19 protein-coding genes are annotated in these 16,892 nt (G+C 47.0%); 1 reads left to right on the forward strand and 18 read right to left on the reverse strand.

The features are described 5' to 3' along the window. The 18 genes from IKW96_RS00555 to IKW96_RS00640 all read right to left on the reverse strand — a co-directional run bounded on the left by IKW96_RS00555 (position 1) and on the right by IKW96_RS00640 (position 15,718). Positions 1-423, reverse strand: coding sequence for a ribonuclease III domain-containing protein (locus IKW96_RS00555; RefSeq protein ID WP_296568973.1), 423 nt, complete (start codon positions 421-423; stop codon positions 1-3). Between the two features lies 1 nt (position 424). Further along, the gene (obgE, locus tag IKW96_RS00560; protein ID WP_296568977.1) at positions 425-1,702 is read right to left on the reverse strand and encodes a GTPase ObgE; all 1,278 of its coding nucleotides are present in this window, start codon (positions 1,700-1,702) and stop codon (positions 425-427) included. A 67-nt stretch (positions 1,703-1,769) separates the two neighbouring features. Continuing rightward, entirely contained in the window at positions 1,770-2,054 is a 285-nt protein-coding gene (gene rpmA / locus IKW96_RS00565; protein WP_173450624.1) for a 50S ribosomal protein L27, read from the reverse strand. 2 nt (positions 2,055-2,056) lie between these two features. Further along, positions 2,057-2,368, reverse strand: coding sequence for a ribosomal-processing cysteine protease Prp (locus IKW96_RS00570; protein WP_296568981.1), 312 nt, complete (start codon positions 2,366-2,368; stop codon positions 2,057-2,059). A gap of 2 nt (positions 2,369-2,370) precedes the next feature. Further along, on the reverse strand, positions 2,371-2,682 hold the full coding sequence (gene rplU, locus IKW96_RS00575) for a 50S ribosomal protein L21 (RefSeq protein WP_024859279.1): 312 nt from the start codon (positions 2,680-2,682) through the stop codon (positions 2,371-2,373). Positions 2,683-2,860: 178 nt separating this feature from the next. Then, complete coding sequence (locus IKW96_RS00580; protein ID WP_296568983.1) at positions 2,861-4,063, reverse strand: DUF6348 family protein; 1,203 nt, start codon at positions 4,061-4,063, stop codon at positions 2,861-2,863. 53 nt (positions 4,064-4,116) lie between these two features. Continuing rightward, complete coding sequence (gene prmA / locus IKW96_RS00585) at positions 4,117-5,082, reverse strand: 50S ribosomal protein L11 methyltransferase (protein WP_296568985.1); 966 nt, start codon at positions 5,080-5,082, stop codon at positions 4,117-4,119. Positions 5,083-5,097: 15 nt separating this feature from the next. Further along, positions 5,098-6,282, reverse strand: a complete 1,185-nt coding sequence (locus tag IKW96_RS00590) for a dockerin type I repeat-containing protein (protein WP_296568990.1) — start codon at positions 6,280-6,282, stop codon at positions 5,098-5,100. 20 nt (positions 6,283-6,302) lie between these two features. Then, positions 6,303-8,600: a transglutaminase family protein gene (locus tag IKW96_RS00595; RefSeq protein ID WP_296568993.1), complete on the reverse strand. Its 2,298-nt coding sequence runs from the start codon at positions 8,598-8,600 to the stop codon at positions 6,303-6,305. A 3-nt stretch (positions 8,601-8,603) separates the two neighbouring features. Continuing rightward, positions 8,604-9,776, reverse strand: a complete 1,173-nt coding sequence (locus tag IKW96_RS00600) for a DUF58 domain-containing protein (RefSeq protein ID WP_296569000.1) — start codon at positions 9,774-9,776, stop codon at positions 8,604-8,606. Continuing rightward, on the reverse strand, positions 9,773-10,711 hold the full coding sequence (locus IKW96_RS00605; RefSeq protein WP_296569003.1) for a MoxR family ATPase: 939 nt from the start codon (positions 10,709-10,711) through the stop codon (positions 9,773-9,775). Before IKW96_RS00605 ends, IKW96_RS00600 begins: the two co-directional genes overlap by 4 nt. A 224-nt stretch (positions 10,712-10,935) precedes the next feature. Beyond that, complete coding sequence (gene tsf / locus IKW96_RS00610; RefSeq protein WP_296569006.1) at positions 10,936-11,853, reverse strand: translation elongation factor Ts; 918 nt, start codon at positions 11,851-11,853, stop codon at positions 10,936-10,938. A gap of 85 nt (positions 11,854-11,938) precedes the next feature. Further along, entirely contained in the window at positions 11,939-12,685 is a 747-nt protein-coding gene (gene rpsB, locus IKW96_RS00615) for a 30S ribosomal protein S2 (RefSeq protein WP_296569009.1), read from the reverse strand. 159 nt (positions 12,686-12,844) lie between these two features. Further along, entirely contained in the window at positions 12,845-13,144 is a 300-nt protein-coding gene (locus tag IKW96_RS00620; protein WP_296569011.1) for a YlmC/YmxH family sporulation protein, read from the reverse strand. Between the two features lie 104 nt (positions 13,145-13,248). Next, positions 13,249-13,425: a hypothetical protein gene (locus IKW96_RS00625; RefSeq protein ID WP_296569014.1), complete on the reverse strand. Its 177-nt coding sequence runs from the start codon at positions 13,423-13,425 to the stop codon at positions 13,249-13,251. Positions 13,426-13,517: 92 nt separating this feature from the next. Beyond that, complete coding sequence (gene hydG, locus IKW96_RS00630) at positions 13,518-14,969, reverse strand: [FeFe] hydrogenase H-cluster radical SAM maturase HydG (RefSeq protein ID WP_296569016.1); 1,452 nt, start codon at positions 14,967-14,969, stop codon at positions 13,518-13,520. 17 nt (positions 14,970-14,986) lie between these two features. Further along, positions 14,987-15,454 (reverse strand): pyridoxamine 5'-phosphate oxidase family protein, encoded by a 468-nt coding sequence (locus IKW96_RS00635; protein ID WP_296569020.1) that lies wholly within the window; start codon positions 15,452-15,454, stop codon positions 14,987-14,989. Positions 15,455-15,469: 15 nt separating this feature from the next. Further along, the gene (locus tag IKW96_RS00640; RefSeq protein WP_296569023.1) at positions 15,470-15,718 is read right to left on the reverse strand and encodes a TM1266 family iron-only hydrogenase system putative regulator; all 249 of its coding nucleotides are present in this window, start codon (positions 15,716-15,718) and stop codon (positions 15,470-15,472) included. Between the two features lie 382 nt (positions 15,719-16,100). Between IKW96_RS00640 and IKW96_RS00645 the strand changes: the two genes are divergently transcribed. After that, complete coding sequence (locus IKW96_RS00645; protein WP_296569025.1) at positions 16,101-16,748, forward strand: hypothetical protein; 648 nt, start codon at positions 16,101-16,103, stop codon at positions 16,746-16,748. Positions 16,749-16,892: the final 144 nt, after the last annotated feature.

Raw genomic sequence — 16,892 nt, forward strand, 5'->3', positions numbered from 1 at the left:
TTACACTCCTATCTGTTCATTATTATTAAGTTCTGAATTTATAATAAATCCAAACAGTTCGCGGATACGCTCGTTTTCGCCTGTGATATAAAGATATCCGAACAGGCATTCAAGCGCCGTAGCCCTGCGGTATTCCGCAGCATCTGCGTGCTTCGGCACCGTGTTTCCCGTAGCGTTCCTGCCCCTTTTGAGTACTGCAAGTTCATGCTCTGTGAGCTTTTCGGAAACAATATCGTATGCCTTTGACTGAAATTCAGCGCATACGAGTTTGATTTTAGCCGAATGGAGCTTTGCTACAGGCATATTCGCCCTTAGCAGAAGATACTCCCTTATGAGGGTATCGTAAACGCTGTCCCCGAGAAAGGCAAGAGTCAGCGGACTGTATGAATTAGCTTCACGCTCTGTTAATTTTTCCGTACTCATATCAGTTTACAAAGTCGAACTCGAAGCCCTCAAGGCTTACGGTGTCGCCCTCCTGTATGCCCATTTTCTCAAGCTTTGCAATGATACCGCTGTTGATGAGCACACGCTGGAAGTACTGCAGCGATGAGTAATCATCGGGATCAACGGTACGCATGATGGGCTGTATCCACGGTGCGTCAACAAAGTAAACGCCGTCCTCGACAGTGACCTCGAACTTCTTGTCAACACCGAGCATTTCGTCGAGCTCTGCCTGAGGTATCGGCTCTGCCTCAAACTCACGTATGGGAGGAAGAGTATCAAGCACCTCCGAGACCTTGTTGATGAGCTCCGCAGTACCCTGTGTAGTCGCTGCTGAAATACAGAAAAATGGTATATCCTTATCCTCTATGTACTTTCTGAATCTTTCGATCTGTTCCTCTGTCGCCATGTCCGTCTTGTTTGCCGCAACGATCTGCGGACGCTCAGCAAGCTCCTCGTTGAACTTTGCAAGCTCGGCATTTATGACCTCAAAGTCCTCGCAGGGATCGCGCCCCTCAATGCCCGAAACATCAACAACATGGACGATAAGACGACATCTTTCAACGTGTCTGAGAAACTCGTGGCCAAGTCCCACGCCGTCGCCTGCACCCTCGATAAGACCCGGGATATCAGCCATTACGAAAGACTTTTCTTCATCGACTCTGACTACTCCGAGTACAGGTGTGAGGGTAGTAAAATGGTAATTTGCTATCTTCGGCTTCGCCGCGCTTACGACCGATATGAGCGTGGACTTTCCGACATTCGGATATCCAACAAGTCCCACGTCCGCAAGAAGCTTGAGTTCAAGAGTTACCTCGAACTCCTCTCCCGGATAGCCGGGCTTTGCGAACTTGGGTATCTGACGGGTTGATGTTGCAAAATGCACATTGCCCTTTCCGCCCTGACCGCCCTTAGCCAGCACCTTCGGCTCGTCCGAGGACATATCAGCCATTATCCTTCCGCTTTTCGCTTCACGTATGACAGTACCTCTCGGAACCTTTATGATAAGCGGCGGAGCGCTCTTTCCCGTACAGTTTCTGCCGCTGCCGTTTTCGCCGCGCTCTGCCACGTACTTTCTTTTGTATCTGAAGTCTATAAGAGTCGAGAAATTATCATCGACCTGAAAAACCACATCTCCGCCGCGTCCGCCGTCGCCGCCGTCGGGGCCGCCTGCCGCTACATACTTTTCTCGGTGAAAGGACACCGCTCCGTCGCCGCCGTCGCCAGCTTTGATCTTTATTTTCGCCTGATCAACGAACATTTCCGACCTCCGTTTCTAAAGAAAAATCCCAAGCAAATGCTCGGGATTTATTGTCACGTTATGGCTGTTACTGCTCAATCTCGTAAACAGAAACCTTCTTACGGTCACGGCCGTAACGCTCAAACTTAACCTTACCGCTTACTGTTGCGAATAATGTATCATCTGAACCGATACCAACACCGTTACCGGGATGGATATGTGTACCTCTCTGACGAACGATGATGTTGCCTGCCTTAACGAACTGACCGTCTGCTCTCTTGACGCCAAGTCTCTTAGCCTCAGAATCACGGCCGTTCTTTGTAGAACCAACACCCTTCTTATGAGCGAAGAACTGCATACTGATCTTTAACATACTTACACCTCCGAAATAGTGATATTGATTGTGTTGGGAAACTCCTCAAGGATTGCTTCAAAATGCAGCTTCAGCTGTCCGAGTATAGTAGCCGCTGCTTTATCGGCAGCTTTCAACTTACAGCTGATAACATTGTCCCCTACCTTCACGTTGGTCTGGAAACCGAGACTGTCAAGTATATTGACAGTAAGCTGTACCGCCGATGAAACCGCCGCACATACGACGTCCTCACCTGCGTCGGCATAGCCTGAATGACCGCTGAACCTGAATCCGATCAGGAGCCCCTGCGTTTCATAAAAATCTGCACGGATCATGATCAAGCCTTGATAGCTTCGATCTTAACCTGAGTGTAAGGCTGTCTGTGGCCCTGCTTCTTCTTCTCGCCCTTCTTAGGCTTGTAAGTGAAAACAGTGATCTTCTTAGCCTTGCCGTTCTTAAGAACCTTTGCGCTTACTGCTGCACCGTCAACATAAGGTGTACCGATCTTGAGACCATCGTCTGCTCCGAGAGCAACGACCTTGTCAAAAGTAACTGTCTCATCAGCCTCAGCTGCGAGCTTCTCAATGAAGATGATATCTCCCTCGTTTACCTGGTACTGCTTTCCGCCGGTTTCGATAACTGCGTACATATTGTGGCACCTGCCTTTTCAATAAACTCGCTGTTACAGGCGTGTGAACGCACAACTTTAAAGCCTGTTTACAAGCGGCAATAATATTTTATCACAAACATCCGCCTTTGTCAAGCATTTTTTGCAATATTTCAGAAAAATCTTCCCCTGAGCAATCAGGGGAAGATTGCTTATTATTTTACCAGACTCTGTAGCCCTCGTGGCCAATCTTATAGGAAGTGCCGGGAACATAGAGATCCTCGGGCTTGAGCTCCTTGCCTGCCTCTTTGGCTGCGTCCATAGCTTTTTTGAGCTCCCTGAATGCAACGCTGTTCATTACGATACGCGATACCTTCTCCTGATCGGGTCTTGTGCCGAGATACTCAAGTATGGACTGCTGGAGATAGAAGTATGTACGGAGCTGAGTTTTCTTGAACTCTATGCTCTGCTGTTCTTCACCCTCGCCCTCGAGAAGGAAGAGGCTGTCGCCCTCGCGGTAGCCAAGTGTGAGCTTGGCAAATATCTCGGGAATGAATACTCTCATCTCAGCGGCAAGATTCTTGTCGCCCTCTACGAGCTCCTCGAGCTTTTCACACATAGCCACATACTCTTCGTGGTTCTTGATATCCTCCATCATCTTGATGGTCTCTCTCGCAGCGTTCATAACGATATCCTTCTTGAAAGGACACTGGTCGTCCTCACGCTGTACGAAAATAGCATACTGTTTCTCGGAAACGAAAGTCTCCTCTGCGTCCATCTGCTTCTCAACGTACTCTTCAAAGTACTTGGGAAGCTCAACGCATACAGAGCCGTTCACACGTACTTCGATTATCTTCTTCTCCTTGAACTTTGCAAGATATACTCTGAGCCAGTAGTACTTCTTGGAGCCGAGGTACTTCGGTATCTCGTTCTTGATGAAGTTCACGAGAAGCGTGGGCGGCTTGTTCTTTACGCCTATTCTTACCACAGACTGACAGTACATATCAAAGTCGTAATGCTGTCTGAGATAGTCTACAGGTATATGGATAGGATTCTTCTTTGTCATGGACTGATCGAGAGGGTGCCATACTCCTCCGTGGAATATCTCCACTGACATATTTGCAGCTTCCTCGTCAGTCTTGCCCTGTGCGTCAACAGGCTCGATGAGAGGTTCGTCAAAGTCGTCGTGCTTTACGATAAAGATGACCTGAAGTATCTTTATATCGTCAGCCTTGTCGATCCTGCCGATCTGAACGTCGATAGTAAAGCCCTTCGGCATGATAACGCAGTCATCATAAAGCGTTCCGTTGAGCTTTGCGTTGAGCGCGTCGAGAACGAGCTTCTTTACTTCGGCTCTCGGATCAGCAGCTACAGCAGCTGCCGTCTCTTCGGTCTGATTGTTCTTCTTTTTAAAAAGTCCCATGTTCTATTCTCCTTAAAATATAATGGTTATATCAATATATGCTTTGCATAATATTAAACAGTGAATTTTACGGCTGCCCAGCCCTCGCGCACCTCCGGCTCGGGATCCTTGAAGCCCGCCTTGAGCAGTACATCGACTACCTCGTCCATGCGCTCCTCGATGATACCCGAAACTATAAGTATTCCGCCGCTTCTGAGATATCTGCGGAAGCTGTCCTTCATGGCGATGAGCACATCTGCAACTATATTAGCAGCTATGATGTCGTAATTGTCGTCGATCTCATCAGCAAGCTTTTCGTCTGTGATGATATTTCCGAAATAAGTCCTGTACTTATCTGCGGGAATGTGATTTTTAAGGGCGTTTTCCTTTGCGGTGGCAGCTGCATTTTCTTCGATATCGACAGCAACTGCGCTGTCGGCTCCGAGAAGCATAGCTCCTATTGAGAGTATTCCGCTTCCGCAGCCCATATCAAGCAGCTTGTCCCCCTTGTTCAGGTACTTTTCCAGCACCTCAAGGCAAAGTCTTGTGGTATGGTGCTTTCCTGTGCCGAAACTTGACGCAGGGTCTATCTCAAGTATGATCCTGCCGTCGGAGTTGTCATACTCCTCCCATGATGGCTTTATAACAAGCTTTTCGCCTACCTTGAAGGGCTTGAAATACTGTTTCCAGTTGTTCGCCCAGTCCTCCTCGCGTATATTGGACATCTCAGCTTCAAGACGTCCGTATATACCCTCAGTGTCGGCAGACTTCATCTCGGCAAGCATTGACTTGATAGCTACGAGCATTTCTGCTCCCTGGCCGTTTGTGGGGATATATACCGTTATACAGGTCTCGCACTCGGAAAGTCCCATAAGATCATCATCGATGTAATCCCACTGACCGTTCTTGTTCTCGAGGAACTCCTTGAAGTCCTCAGCGTCCTTTATGGAAAATCCCTTGATACCGATGTCGCCGAGCTTGGAGCAGAGGAGCTCTATTCCCTCGGTGGTAGTGTAAATGTTGACTTCTGTCCATTCCATGTAAATTTGTTCTCCTTAATTGCAGACGCGCATGAGAAACATGAGCACGTCCGTATTGTCGACAGTTCCGTCGCCGTTTATGTCAGCAGCGGCGACCTCGCTCCGGGTGAGCACCGAAACTCCCTCAGGCAGCCTGCCGAGACTGCTGAGATATTCATTTATTACTGCAAGATCGTATTCGTCGGCTGAACTGTCATTGTTGATATCGCCTGCCATAAGTTCCTGTTCATCGACTGTGAACTCAAAGTCTGCAAGCTTTATCCAGCCTTTTGCGCCATTTATCACGACTTCGCCGAAGCCTTCCATCACCGACTCTACATCTACGATATTCCCCTTTTCAAGAGAAATAACGCACTTGCTGTCAGCTTTCGGCTCCGCATAGACATTTGCTCCGCTCTCCAAGCAGCAGTACTCCCCTGTCAGCTCTATATCGGGTGCAGGCTGAGTAGTTGCCTTTGAAGACGCTGTCGTTGTGCTTGTTGTCGTCACGGGAGCAGTCGATAAAGCCGTTGTGGTAACCGTACTTCCGGTTACAGCCGTATCTGCTCCATCATCGCTCTTTTCCGGGCTGACTTCATAAAGCGGAGTAAAGCCCTTGTAGGGCTCTTTGCCCCTGAGAGTCTGATAAAAGGCTATGTTCTCGTTTTTATAGGCTTCAAACATGAGTATCTCGTCCTTTGCAGGATCAGCCATGTACACGTCGTCGCCTATGACGCCGTCGATATAGACCCAGTGTCCTCCCACATTGCATATCACATAGCTGCCCTCGTCAAGAAGTTTCCTGATCTCAGCTGCCTTACCGCTCTGATCTTCGGACGTGAAATTGAGATTCTTCGAGGAAATACTTATCTCGTTCACGACTTTGTTAACTGAGCCCCATGAGGCAAGTCCGCCCCACTGGTTGAAGGCATTGATCTCATTGAGTTCCTTTGAAAATACTCCCGGATCGAAGCTTTCCGTGTCTCTTGCGCCCGAAGCCGCAGCAACCATTGCAATGGACGTCATATAACATCCCGACTGGCGTATTGTGGAGCCTCCTATCGGCAAGCTGCCCCAGCGCTCGTCGTTCTGCCGCCATAAGCGGAAGTCCTCGGCAGCGCTTGCTGTCATCTGCGGACGATACCCTCCTGCCAGCATTGCGATAAAGGTAAAGAATACAAGCAGGATTCCTGTTATTCCTTTTACGTTTGCATTTCGCATAAGCAACCTCCGTTCTCTGGTCATCGGTTCGTTATGCGTCTCCTTTTTTTAGCTTCTCTGAATGCGTTATATGCTGTTATGTACTCACTCAGAGCTTTTTCTTTCTCCTGGATATTTACATTTTCGCCTCCGTATTCCGACCTGTCAAACAGCTGTGCGGTGTAGGATATATCAGCGCCTGTGCTTTCATGTACGAAATCACTGACCTCCCTTGAGGTATTGGCTTCATCAATATCGTAGACCTTGCATATCCTGTGAACGATAGCTCTTACAGTATCGGCAGGCAGGCGTTTTTTACTCCTTAAGATGAAGAATTTGTGTGAAAGCCACGGGTAAACAAGTGCAAACAGCAATGCTATAAGTGACCCAACAAGCATTATCATGCCCGCTCTTGAAAGCATATCCGTGGACGAGGTCTTCTTTTTGGTTATTATATTGTCGGAAACAGTCGGCTCGAAGCTGAGCCAGCCGTAACCTCTGAGGTAAAGCTCGGGGAAGCCGTGAGCGTCCTGCAGTGAGATACCGTAGGTCGTATTCGGCATATTCCCTCTCTCCAGCCTGTCTGACATATTGTAGCCCTCACAATACCGTGCAGGTATGCCTGCGGCTCTTGCAAGCAGAACCATTGAAGTTGCATACTCATAGCAGACGCCCGTTTTGGTAACAAACATGAAGTCCTCGGCGTTTTTGCCGCTGGTATCATATGTCAGGTCATAGGTATAGTCATTATTGTAGAAATACGACTCCAGAGCAAGAGCCTTGTCGTATTCCGACTCACAATCCTTTGTTATCTCGTCAGAAAGAGCCTTGATGCGCTTTCTGTTGCCATAATCGAGGAGATATTCAAGGTACTGGTCATAGCACTCATAATCCACCTCGAAGTAATTGTACAAGCGTACCTTGTCGGGATCAGTGCTGCCTGCCAGCTCGCGTCTCAGCACATCATAGGTGTCATCGAGGAGCTGTTTATAATCATATGTATCTATGTGATCTATAAATTCACGGTTTTTCGGACTGTAAAAGAAGGTATTCGCACTGTAATCGAACTCGAATCTTGCATTCGACGGGAAAGGCGTATTTACAGAGAGAACCGTACCGCCTATGAGCCTTGCAGTCTTGTTCTGCACAGAGCAGTCCGTCATAGTTATAGCTCCCTGAGGCACAGGAGCCATATCCGTGCCCTGAGGAAGTCCGATAAGTCCGTTCAGAAGGTAGAATACCACATGATTGACCTTCGGCTCGGCAAGTCCTTCGCTGAGATATCCGTTCAGACCGTACTTATCTGCAAAATCACTGTCAAGCCTTGCAGCTTCCATAAAAGCGTCGGCAAGTCCCATTTTAGTGCCTATATCAAAGGGAGTACCCTTTGACGCGCTGTAGTAATGGTCGTCGATATCCTGTATATTCCATTCGTCAGTCTCAAAATTGTAGGTTGAACGTGTGGCAGTCTTTATACGGAGCGGTTCCGCTGCCGCGACCTCATATACAAGTCTGTTACGTGACCTGTCCCTGAACTGGTCTCCGTTTGAAACGTTTCGGAAAACATTGAGCATGGCGTCCAGTCGGGATGTAAGCTCTTCAGCGGAGATGAGGTTTTCGAGGATAGTTCTGTCAGCCTCAACAGCAGGCTTCGGAACTATAGCCGAAATGACCGCAAATATCGCCGCATAGACCGCAATAGTCCTCCAGGACTTGCGCCTTCCTACAAATATTGTATTTTCATCGTCCTTGAGCTGACGATAATACACCATTAGCAGTACATATCCTACAGAAAGCAGGATAATGTAAATCGTAGGCATTTTTTCATATTCCTTGCCGTATATGGCAAATGGAATGATGAATATCAGGAAGTTCATAAATATCCTGTATCTTACTTTGGTAAAGTAGTAGATAACAGAAGCCATGAACAGCATGAACAGCATATAGAACGCAAAAGCATACCATTTGTTGTAGTTCATGGAGTCCTGCGGAGTAAGGAACCATAGTCCCCATGTGATAGGATAGTTCACACTGCCTTTGTTAACAGCTCCGCGGAAGGCTTCACCTATCAGCAGGGACACTGCAAGATAAGCAAGACTGCCTAAAAGATGATGCTTTTGCATGAAATCGAATACTCTGAACAGCAGCCAGCCTGCCGCAAGAGTAACAGCTCCCCACCGCAGCGAATAGAACGCAGCATGGATTTCTGTTTCTTCCCAATCGCTGTAGTGATACATGAGCGCAGCCATTATAAGGGCTGTATACCACAGAACAGGATCGATGACAGTCGAAAGAAGAAAATCCTTCAGACTTGTTTTTTTATTATTGGTCTCATTCATCATTTATACCATTATAAAGTTATTATCCTCATCGAGATACCACAGCGGCGCCGAGGTAGAATTAACAGAGGCGACAGAAAGTCCGATAATGCTGATATTGTCAGGATCACCGATCTGATCGGTGAGAGCGGAAAATCCTGCCCCTGCGTCGGTAGTTGCTATTACGCAGGCACATACATTGCTTCCTGCCTGTCTGATATCAACTCTTGTATCGGGGACTACCTTTACGGCAAGCACTTTCAGCAGGAGCTGATCGGGATAATCGGGATTATCAACACTTTCGCACACAGTTGTGCCGTCAGGTGAGCGGTAAACGAAATTGCAGGCTATTCCCTGCCTGATAAGCAGATTCAGCAATCCGAACATCGCACGGATTATCTGTTCCTCTCCCCTTACGGCATTAACAGCAGGAACGGAGCTCCTGCGGAAAAGATCCAGCACAAGCACCGGCTGTACGGAGGCAGCTGCCTCGTCAAGTCTGACCATGAGCTTTTGCTTCTTTGATGAAAGCTTCCAGTTTATGCGTTTGAGCGGGTCGCCGTGAGAATACTCGCGGTGCTCATATCCGGGCGAAGTATTCGCCGAATACATCATAGCCGTATCGTTTTCCTCGTCCTCGTCACTTGTGAGCACTATATTTGCGATGGAACGGAAAAGCTGGGAAGAAGCCTTTATTTCCGGTATCTGCGGAATAACTCCCACAGAAACAGGCTGCGGAAGCGGAGTGAGTATGGTAGTTCTCATAAATCCGAGAAATCCGCAGGAATATACGGCTTTTATGCCGACTTCGCCGTTTCCGCCGATAACAGCTTTGAGGTCGAAGGTGAAGCTCTTCTTCTCCTCGCTGAGCATCGTCAGTCTGCGATTTTTTATGTCCTGAGCAAAAATTTCCGTTGCATAGGGGCATATTTCAACTATACCAAGCGGAAAAGAGCCTTTTTTGCGTATATTTACAGTAACGGTAAGAGTGCTTCCCTTAGGTACATAGGCGTCGCAGGTAAACGACACTTTGACCCTCTTTCTTGCATAGAGCATGAAGAAAAGGGAAACAAGCGGCGCAAACGCCACGAATGCAAGCAGGATAATTCCCATTTCACCGTCAATGTAGAATGTGAATATGTAAACAAGAAACGCAACGGCAATTACGCTTACGATACTTTTAATATGTTTTATCATCTTGTCATTGAGGGTACAGGACAGGTCCTGAGGAGGTTTGCAACATATGCTTCGCCTGTTCCGAATGCAGTTTTACCCTGAGGAGAAAGGATTATCCTGTGTGAGAGTACGGAAACAGCCGCATATTTCACATCATCGGGGGTAACATACTGCCTGTCATAAATGTAGGCGAACGCCTTTGCAGCCTTGAAAAGCGCTATACTTCCGCGGGGACTGATTCCAAGTACGATATTTCTGTCCGAACGGGTTGAGGAAACGATATTTACTATATATTCCTTGATCTGATCGGTTACTCTCACATTCTTTACCTCCTCCTGCATAGCGATGATATCGTTTACGTGCATTACAGGCTCGGTAATATTTGCGATAGGGTTATATTTTTCTGTCCTGCCGAGTATCTCCATTTCCTCTTCCGTTGACGGATAGCCCATTGACAGCTTCATGAAGAAGCGGTCCATCTGAGCTTCGGGAAGATGGAACGTACCGTAGGTTTCTACAGGATTCTGTGTAGCCATTACCAGAAACGGTTTCGGGAGCTTGTGAGTAACGCCGTCAAGACTTATCTGACGCTCCTCCATAGCTTCGAGCAGAGCCGACTGTACCTTCGGCGAGGCACGGTTTATCTCATCGGCAAGGAGAAAGTTACACATTACAGCTCCGTCGCGGTAAACGAACTCTCCCTGCGAAGAATCAAGCATAGTAAAGCCTGCGATATCGGAAGGCATTATATCGGGAGTAAGCTGGATACGATTGAATTTTCCGCCTATCGAACGGGAAAGAGCTGTTATCAGCTGAGTTTTTCCCACGCCGGGGACGTCCTCGAGCAATACGTGTCCTTCACAGAGAAGGGCGGCAATGAGCTTGACAACAGTGTCCTTTTTACCGACAATTACCTTACCCACCGTTCCTGCGAGCTTACTTATATTTGCATTCATACATCTTACCTCATTTTCTGAGTATTTTTATCCAGTTAAATCTATTATAACATATTTTGTCAACGACTTCAAGTGAAAACGCAACGAAAAAAAGCTTGTATTATTGTAACATCCTACAATAATGCAAGCCTGTCTATGTGGAATAATTGTCAATTTGATGTACTCTATTAATATTAAGAAAAAACAGCGGCAGAATACTCCGCCGCTGTACGTTAAAACTTTGATTACTTGATCATCTTAGCGATCTCGTCAGCAAAATTCTCTTCCTTTTTCTCAACGCCCTCGCCGCGCTCGTAACGAACAACGTCAACGACCTTGATAGAACCGCCGAGCTTCTTTGCCTCTGCGTCAACATAGCCCTGAACAGAGAGCTTGTCATCCTTAACGAATGCCTGCTCGAGGAGGCAGTTCTCTGTGTAGTACTTGCCTACCTTGCCCTCAACGATCTTAGCGCGAACCTGCTCGGGCTTTGAAGCCATCTTGGGATCCTCAGCCATCTGAGCCATCATGATCTCCTTCTCTTTCTCAAGTACCTCAGCAGGAACCTGCTCGCGGCAGAGATATGCTGCGTTAAGAGCAGCAGACTGCATAGCTACGTCCTTACCGATAACTGCTACCTGATCAGCAGAAAGGTCTGTATCCATCTTTACGAGAACACCGATGCTTCCGCCATTGTGGATATAAGAAGCAAGCTTGCCCTCGAGTCTTACGAAACGACGGATAACGATGTTCTCACGGATCTTCATGCCTGCGAGCTCTGTGAGAGCCTCGCCTACTGTGCAGCTGCCGCCGCTGATAGGCAATTCCTTGAGAGCCTCAACGTCAGCAGGATTCTTTTCGATTATTGTCTTTGCTACGTTAGCAACGAAGTTTCTGATATCGTCTGTGTTAGCAGCAAAGTCTGTCTCTGTGTTTACTTCGAGGAGAACGCCTACATTGCCGTCAACAACAGCAGTAACTACGCCCTCGGCAGCAGCTCTGCCGCTCTTCTTTGCCTGTGTGGCAAGTCCTTTTTCTCTGAGGAACTCGATAGCCTTGTCCATATCGCCATCGTTCTCTTCGAGAGCCTTTTTACAGTCCATCATACCAACGCCTGTGGACTTCATAAGTTCTTTAATTTCTGCAACGGAAACCTTTCCCATTGTGATTACCTCCTAATATATTTAGTAAATCCGCAAAAACCCGAAGTGTTAGTTCGGGTTTTTGATTGTTTTCAATGTTTTATGATTATTCAGCGTCAGCCTCAGCTGTCTCAGCTTCCTCAGCAGGAGCCTCTGCAGCAGTAGCGTCGTCGCCCTGTCTGCCTTCGATAACAGCGTTAGCAACTGTGCCTGCAATGAGCTTTACAGCTCTGATAGCGTCGTCGTTACCGGGAATAACGTAGTCAACTTCATCAGGATCGCAGTTTGTATCAACGATAGCAACGATCGGGATGTTGAGCTTCTTAGCCTCTGCAACAGCGATCTTTTCCTTGCGTGGGTCAACGATAAAGAGAGCTGCGGGGAGCTTCTTCATTGTCTTGATACCGCCGAGGAACTTTTCGAGCTTCTCTATTTCAAGGTTGAGCTTAACAACTTCCTTCTTGGGGAGAAGAGCGAATGTGCCGTCCTCTTCCATAGCGTGGAGCTGCTCAAGTCTCTTGATTCTTGTCTGGATAGTCTTGAAGTTTGTGAGCATACCACCGAGCCATCTTGCGTTTACATAGTGTGCGCCGGCTCTTGTAGCTTCTTCCTTAACAGAATCTCCTGCCTGCTTCTTTGTACCTACGAAAAGAACTTCGCCGCCCTGTGCTGCAATGTCACGAACGAACATATAAGCCTCTTCGAGCTTCTTTACTGTCTTCTGAAGGTCGATGATGTAGATTCCGTTTCTTTCTGTGAAAATGTACTGAGCCATTTTCGGATTCCATCTTCTTGTCTGGTGTCCGAAGTGAACGCCTGCTTCAAGAAGCTGCTTCATTGATACTACTCCCATGGTGTAGTCCTCCTTAAAATTGGTTATTATTAATCCTCCGCCGTACTTGGCTCAGCAGCAACACAGACCTCTGTGCACCAACCGCTGAAAATACCGGCGTGCGAATTGCCTTAATATTATATCATTTCTCGGGAATAATTTCAAGTATTTTTGCAATGTCTATTTTAACAAACTTAAAACACCGTTTCTGCTTCTTTTTGTAAAATTCGACTCGTGATGCATTCCCGAGCGCTCTACAAGAACCACATCATCGCCTATCACCCTGATATCGGCGCAGGAAATGACGGTATCGCTCTCGCGCCCGAAAAGTCCGAAAAAGCGCGAACCGCCGTATATTACCAGCGACCTTACGCTCCCCTTGTCGGTATCTATCTCGATATCGTCGATAAATCCGAGCCTGTCGCCCGAAGCTATATCTATAACTTCCTTTCTGCAAAGCTCGTCAAATCCAAGAAGCATAACCAGCACCCCTGCATGATTATATGCTTAGACTCCGCGAAAAATGTGTTATCTGCGCTTTTCAAAGAAAAATGCAGCAGCCCTGTAAAGCTGCCGCATCTCTATCATTCATCGTCGTCTTCTTCGTCATTGTCGCTGTCAGCGCCCTTTTTCTTAGCAAATACAGCAGTACCTGCTGCAAGAAGGACAGCTGCGCCGATTATTGCGAAAAGAACTCCTTTTGGAAAATTATCGCCTGTCTGAGGAACATTTGCCGACATAAGCATTAAAGTTTCGTACATTATCAAGTCCTCCATAAAAATTACTATTTAGTATTGTATCACAGCAGGAAGGATTTGTCAAATATTTGCTGTATCAATGCGTAAACATATCATCAGAACCTGAAATCGCGCTGACCGCCGTTCTTTATGCTGTCAAGGTACTCAATTGCACGCTGACGGCGCTTTTCATCGGGAACATTCTGTATCTCTCTTGCGATAAGAGCCTCTCCGACTGCCTTTGTTTCCGGAGAAGCATAGTCGGAAAGGTACTCCTGCAGTGTCATGAGAGCATTCGGGTGGCAGCAGTTCTGTATCTGTCCCACCTTGCAGAGCGCCATGAAGCGGTCGCCTGTACGTCCCTCGCGATAGCAGGCTGTGCAGAATGACGGGATATAGCCGCCGTCCATGAGCCACTTTACAACTTCGTCAAGAGAACGCTGGTCTGAAACATCGAACTGCTCCGTATCGTGAGGTCTCTCCTCGGCAGAATAGCCTGCGTAGCCGCCGACAGATGTTCTTGAGCCGCCCGATATCTGCGAAACGCCAAGTCCGAGAACTTTTTCACGACAGGCTTCGCTTTCACGGGTAGAGATTATCATTCCTGTGTAAGGAACTGCAATTCTTATGCAGGCAACAAGCTTTGCAAATGTATCGTCGTCGATGCCGTTATCGAATACGCTCGGGTCTATATCGGAAGCTCTTCTTATACGCGGAACGCTGATAGTATGCGGTCCTACGCCATGTACGGCTTCAAGATGCTCAGCGTGCATGAGAAGTCCTGCGAACTCGTACTTGTACTTGTCAAGTCCGAAGAGAACTCCGAGGCCTACATCGTCGATACCGCCGTCCATAGCTCTGTCCATAGCCTCCGTGTGATATGCATAGTTGTGCTTTGGTCCTGCAGGGTGAAGCTTTTCATAGCTTTCTTTGTGGTAGGTCTCCTGGAAGAGTATGTATGTTCCTATTCCGGCTTCCTTGAGCTTACGGTAGTTCTCGACTGTAGTTGCGGCAATATTTACGTTTACACGGCGTATCGCTCCGTTCTTGTGCTTGATTGAGTAGATAGTGTTGATACATTCGAGGATATACTCGATAGGATTGTTGACAGGGTCCTCGCCCGACTCGATAGCAAGGCGCTTGTGTCCCATGTCCTGAAGCGCGATGACTTCCTGGCGTACTTCCTCCTGTGTGAGCTTCTTACGCGGAATTTCCTTGTTCTGCATATGATAAGGACAGTAAACGCACTTGTTTACGCAGTAATTCGAGAGATAAAGAGGTGCGAACATAACTATTCTGTTGCCGTAGAACGCCTGCTTTATCTCCTTAGCAAGCTCGAACATCTTATCGGTCATCTCGGGGATATCACAGGCAAGAAGTACGCTTGCCTCACGGTGGGAAAGTCCTGCACATTCAACTCCCCTGCCTGTCTTTTTCGGCTTTGCCTTTTCAAGTATCTGCTCAATGAGCTCGCGGTTATGCTTGTTCTGCTCCGCATACTCAAGTGTGGCAAGTATCTCCTCGTCGTTTATAAATTCTTCCGCTTTAAGCGATCTTACATCATACATATATATTTCCTCCGTTTTTATTTTGCCTTACAGGTCATTTTTTCGGCTTTCAGCCTGAAAACTGCCGTTCTTTCAAGAACGTCGGACTTGTAGTCCCAGTCTTCACTGCCTGTTGCCTGCTTCATGATGCAGTTCAGAGCAGTCAGCTTTTCGTCTTCACTGCTTATAAGGGAAAGCTTTCCCGTACCGATAACGCTTCGGAACCCTGCGGAATGACCGCAGCCCGTATCAGCACCGATAAGTGTGTATTCACCGTCTATCTCAAAGCCCACGGACGGTGCGCTTTTAGCAAGCTCATACTTTCTGCCTGCCGCAGCTCCGTGAAAATAAAAGGTATACTCTCCGTTTTCCGTGGAATAACCATAATTCACCGGAACAATATAGACATCGCCGCTGTCGCAGAAGCCTATACGGATTATCTTCTCCTTTGCAATGAACTCCTCTATGGCGTTCCTGTCGGTAATTTCTCTGTCAGCTCTTCTCATATCCTGCTCCATAAATTATTTTTTTGATATTGCCGCCTTTACGGATACTCCGGTTATCTGCCCGAGTCTGCCCGTAAGGCTGCTTATAACGTCAGGCTCGGCGTCAAGCGCCACAGATATGAGGGATATCCCTCTCTCCTTATAAGGTATTCCCATGCGTCCGATGATTATATCGCTGTACTCGTGAAGTACATTGTTTACTTCCACGGAAGCGGACTGTTCATCTATGACGATGGCGGCTACAGCTATTCTTTTGCTTTCCATTTCTCCTCCTTTACTGGCTGGGTCAGACAATAAAAAATCCGCCCACATACGGACGGACAGAATCAGTGCATATCATTTCTTATAGCTAAACTGCTGTCCGATAACAGAGTTCTCACCCTGCTGCCCGAAAACAATATTTTTATTGAAGCCAAGACCAGAATAAATCCTGATCTCCGCTGTAATTATCATAGCACATTGTTACAATATTGTCAATCTTAACTTGTTAGTGTTGCATAACATCGTTGTTATCTCCTGTTTTTGTATAGCTTATACAATCAGAGAGTTCAATTTTAAAAAAATTATATAATTTTTCAAAAATCACTGGACAAATCTTAATATTTGTGTTATACTGTTTTTAGATTTATTTTTGAGGTGATTATTAATGGGTTTATTCTCATTTTTCCAGGGCGGCGCTAAATATTTCGATAAAAAAATAGAGCCTAAATGCGATTACTGTATGTACGGTAAGAGAACTAAGGACGGTAACAGAGTCCTTTGTGAAAAAAGAGGTCTCGTTGAACAGAATTATTCATGCAAAGCTTTTATATATTCTCCTCTCAAGAGAATACCTGTAAAACAGCTCAGATTTGTGGGCAGTATTGCCGACGACGAACTGTTTATCGAGTCTAAGGGCGATATCGCCGAGAAACAGGAAAGCGAAAAGAAAACTGAAAAGAAGTCCGACAGCAAGTCTGACAATAAAAAGGATACCAAACCTGCTGTTAAGCCCGAGCCTGCTGAAAATGAGACTGCAAATGAAGCTGAAAAGCAGGAAAACAACGAGGCTGCTCCGACAGCACAGCCTGCTCCTCAGACTCCAAACGAGCAGAAGGCTCCCGTTCAGGAAGCAAATGAACAGAAAGCTCCTGTTCAGCCTGCACCTGCTGCTCCTGTAAACATTCAGAAGCCAAACTTCCCTGTACAGAACGGTATTGGTGCTCCTGCAAATGTCCAGAAGCCGAATGTTCCTGTACAGAATGCTCCTGTTGCCGAAAAGCCCGTTCAGCAGAACGAAGCACCAAGAGCATAACATAAATAATATCACATATGAGGAGTGTTCTGCACTCCTCTTTTTATTTCTCCTCATTTACTTGACAAAGCTTATGGAATAATGTATAATATTTATTGTTGCAGATATCTCACTCACTGTCGGTCATTTGTCTAAGATAAGGTG

The organism is Ruminococcus sp. (genome assembly GCF_017549005.1).
GTDB lineage: Bacteria > Bacillota > Clostridia > Oscillospirales > Ruminococcaceae > Ruminococcus.

Excerpts from the sequence above, each read along its gene's own strand:
- IKW96_RS00625 (WP_296569014.1), bottom strand. The coding sequence starts at position 13,425 with ATGTACGAAACTTTAATGCTTATGTCGGCAAATGTTCCTCAGACAGGC.
- IKW96_RS00645 (WP_296569025.1), top strand. The coding sequence starts at position 16,101 with ATGGGTTTATTCTCATTTTTCCAGGGCGGCGCTAAATATTTCGATAAA.
- tsf (WP_296569006.1), bottom strand. The coding sequence starts at position 11,853 with ATGGGAAAGGTTTCCGTTGCAGAAATTAAAGAACTTATGAAGTCCACA.
- IKW96_RS00580 (WP_296568983.1), bottom strand. The coding sequence starts at position 4,063 with ATGGGACTTTTTAAAAAGAAGAACAATCAGACCGAAGAGACGGCAGCT.
- IKW96_RS00640 (WP_296569023.1), bottom strand. The coding sequence starts at position 15,718 with ATGGAAAGCAAAAGAATAGCTGTAGCCGCCATCGTCATAGATGAACAG.
- IKW96_RS00600 (WP_296569000.1), bottom strand. The coding sequence starts at position 9,776 with ATGATAAAACATATTAAAAGTATCGTAAGCGTAATTGCCGTTGCGTTT.
- IKW96_RS00605 (WP_296569003.1), bottom strand. The coding sequence starts at position 10,711 with ATGAATGCAAATATAAGTAAGCTCGCAGGAACGGTGGGTAAGGTAATT.
- IKW96_RS00620 (WP_296569011.1), bottom strand. The coding sequence starts at position 13,144 with ATGCTTCTTGGATTTGACGAGCTTTGCAGAAAGGAAGTTATAGATATA.
- IKW96_RS00635 (WP_296569020.1), bottom strand. The coding sequence starts at position 15,454 with ATGAGAAGAGCTGACAGAGAAATTACCGACAGGAACGCCATAGAGGAG.
- rpmA (WP_173450624.1), bottom strand. The coding sequence starts at position 2,054 with ATGTTAAAGATCAGTATGCAGTTCTTCGCTCATAAGAAGGGTGTTGGT.
- IKW96_RS00590 (WP_296568990.1), bottom strand. The coding sequence starts at position 6,282 with ATGCGAAATGCAAACGTAAAAGGAATAACAGGAATCCTGCTTGTATTC.
- rplU (WP_024859279.1), bottom strand. The coding sequence starts at position 2,682 with ATGTACGCAGTTATCGAAACCGGCGGAAAGCAGTACCAGGTAAACGAG.
- rpsB (WP_296569009.1), bottom strand. The coding sequence starts at position 12,685 with ATGGGAGTAGTATCAATGAAGCAGCTTCTTGAAGCAGGCGTTCACTTC.
- obgE (WP_296568977.1), bottom strand. The coding sequence starts at position 1,702 with ATGTTCGTTGATCAGGCGAAAATAAAGATCAAAGCTGGCGACGGCGGC.
- IKW96_RS00570 (WP_296568981.1), bottom strand. The coding sequence starts at position 2,368 with ATGATCCGTGCAGATTTTTATGAAACGCAGGGGCTCCTGATCGGATTC.
- hydG (WP_296569016.1), bottom strand. The coding sequence starts at position 14,969 with ATGTATGATGTAAGATCGCTTAAAGCGGAAGAATTTATAAACGACGAG.
- IKW96_RS00555 (WP_296568973.1), bottom strand. The coding sequence starts at position 423 with ATGAGTACGGAAAAATTAACAGAGCGTGAAGCTAATTCATACAGTCCG.
- prmA (WP_296568985.1), bottom strand. The coding sequence starts at position 5,082 with ATGGAATGGACAGAAGTCAACATTTACACTACCACCGAGGGAATAGAG.
- IKW96_RS00595 (WP_296568993.1), bottom strand. The coding sequence starts at position 8,600 with ATGAATGAGACCAATAATAAAAAAACAAGTCTGAAGGATTTTCTTCTT.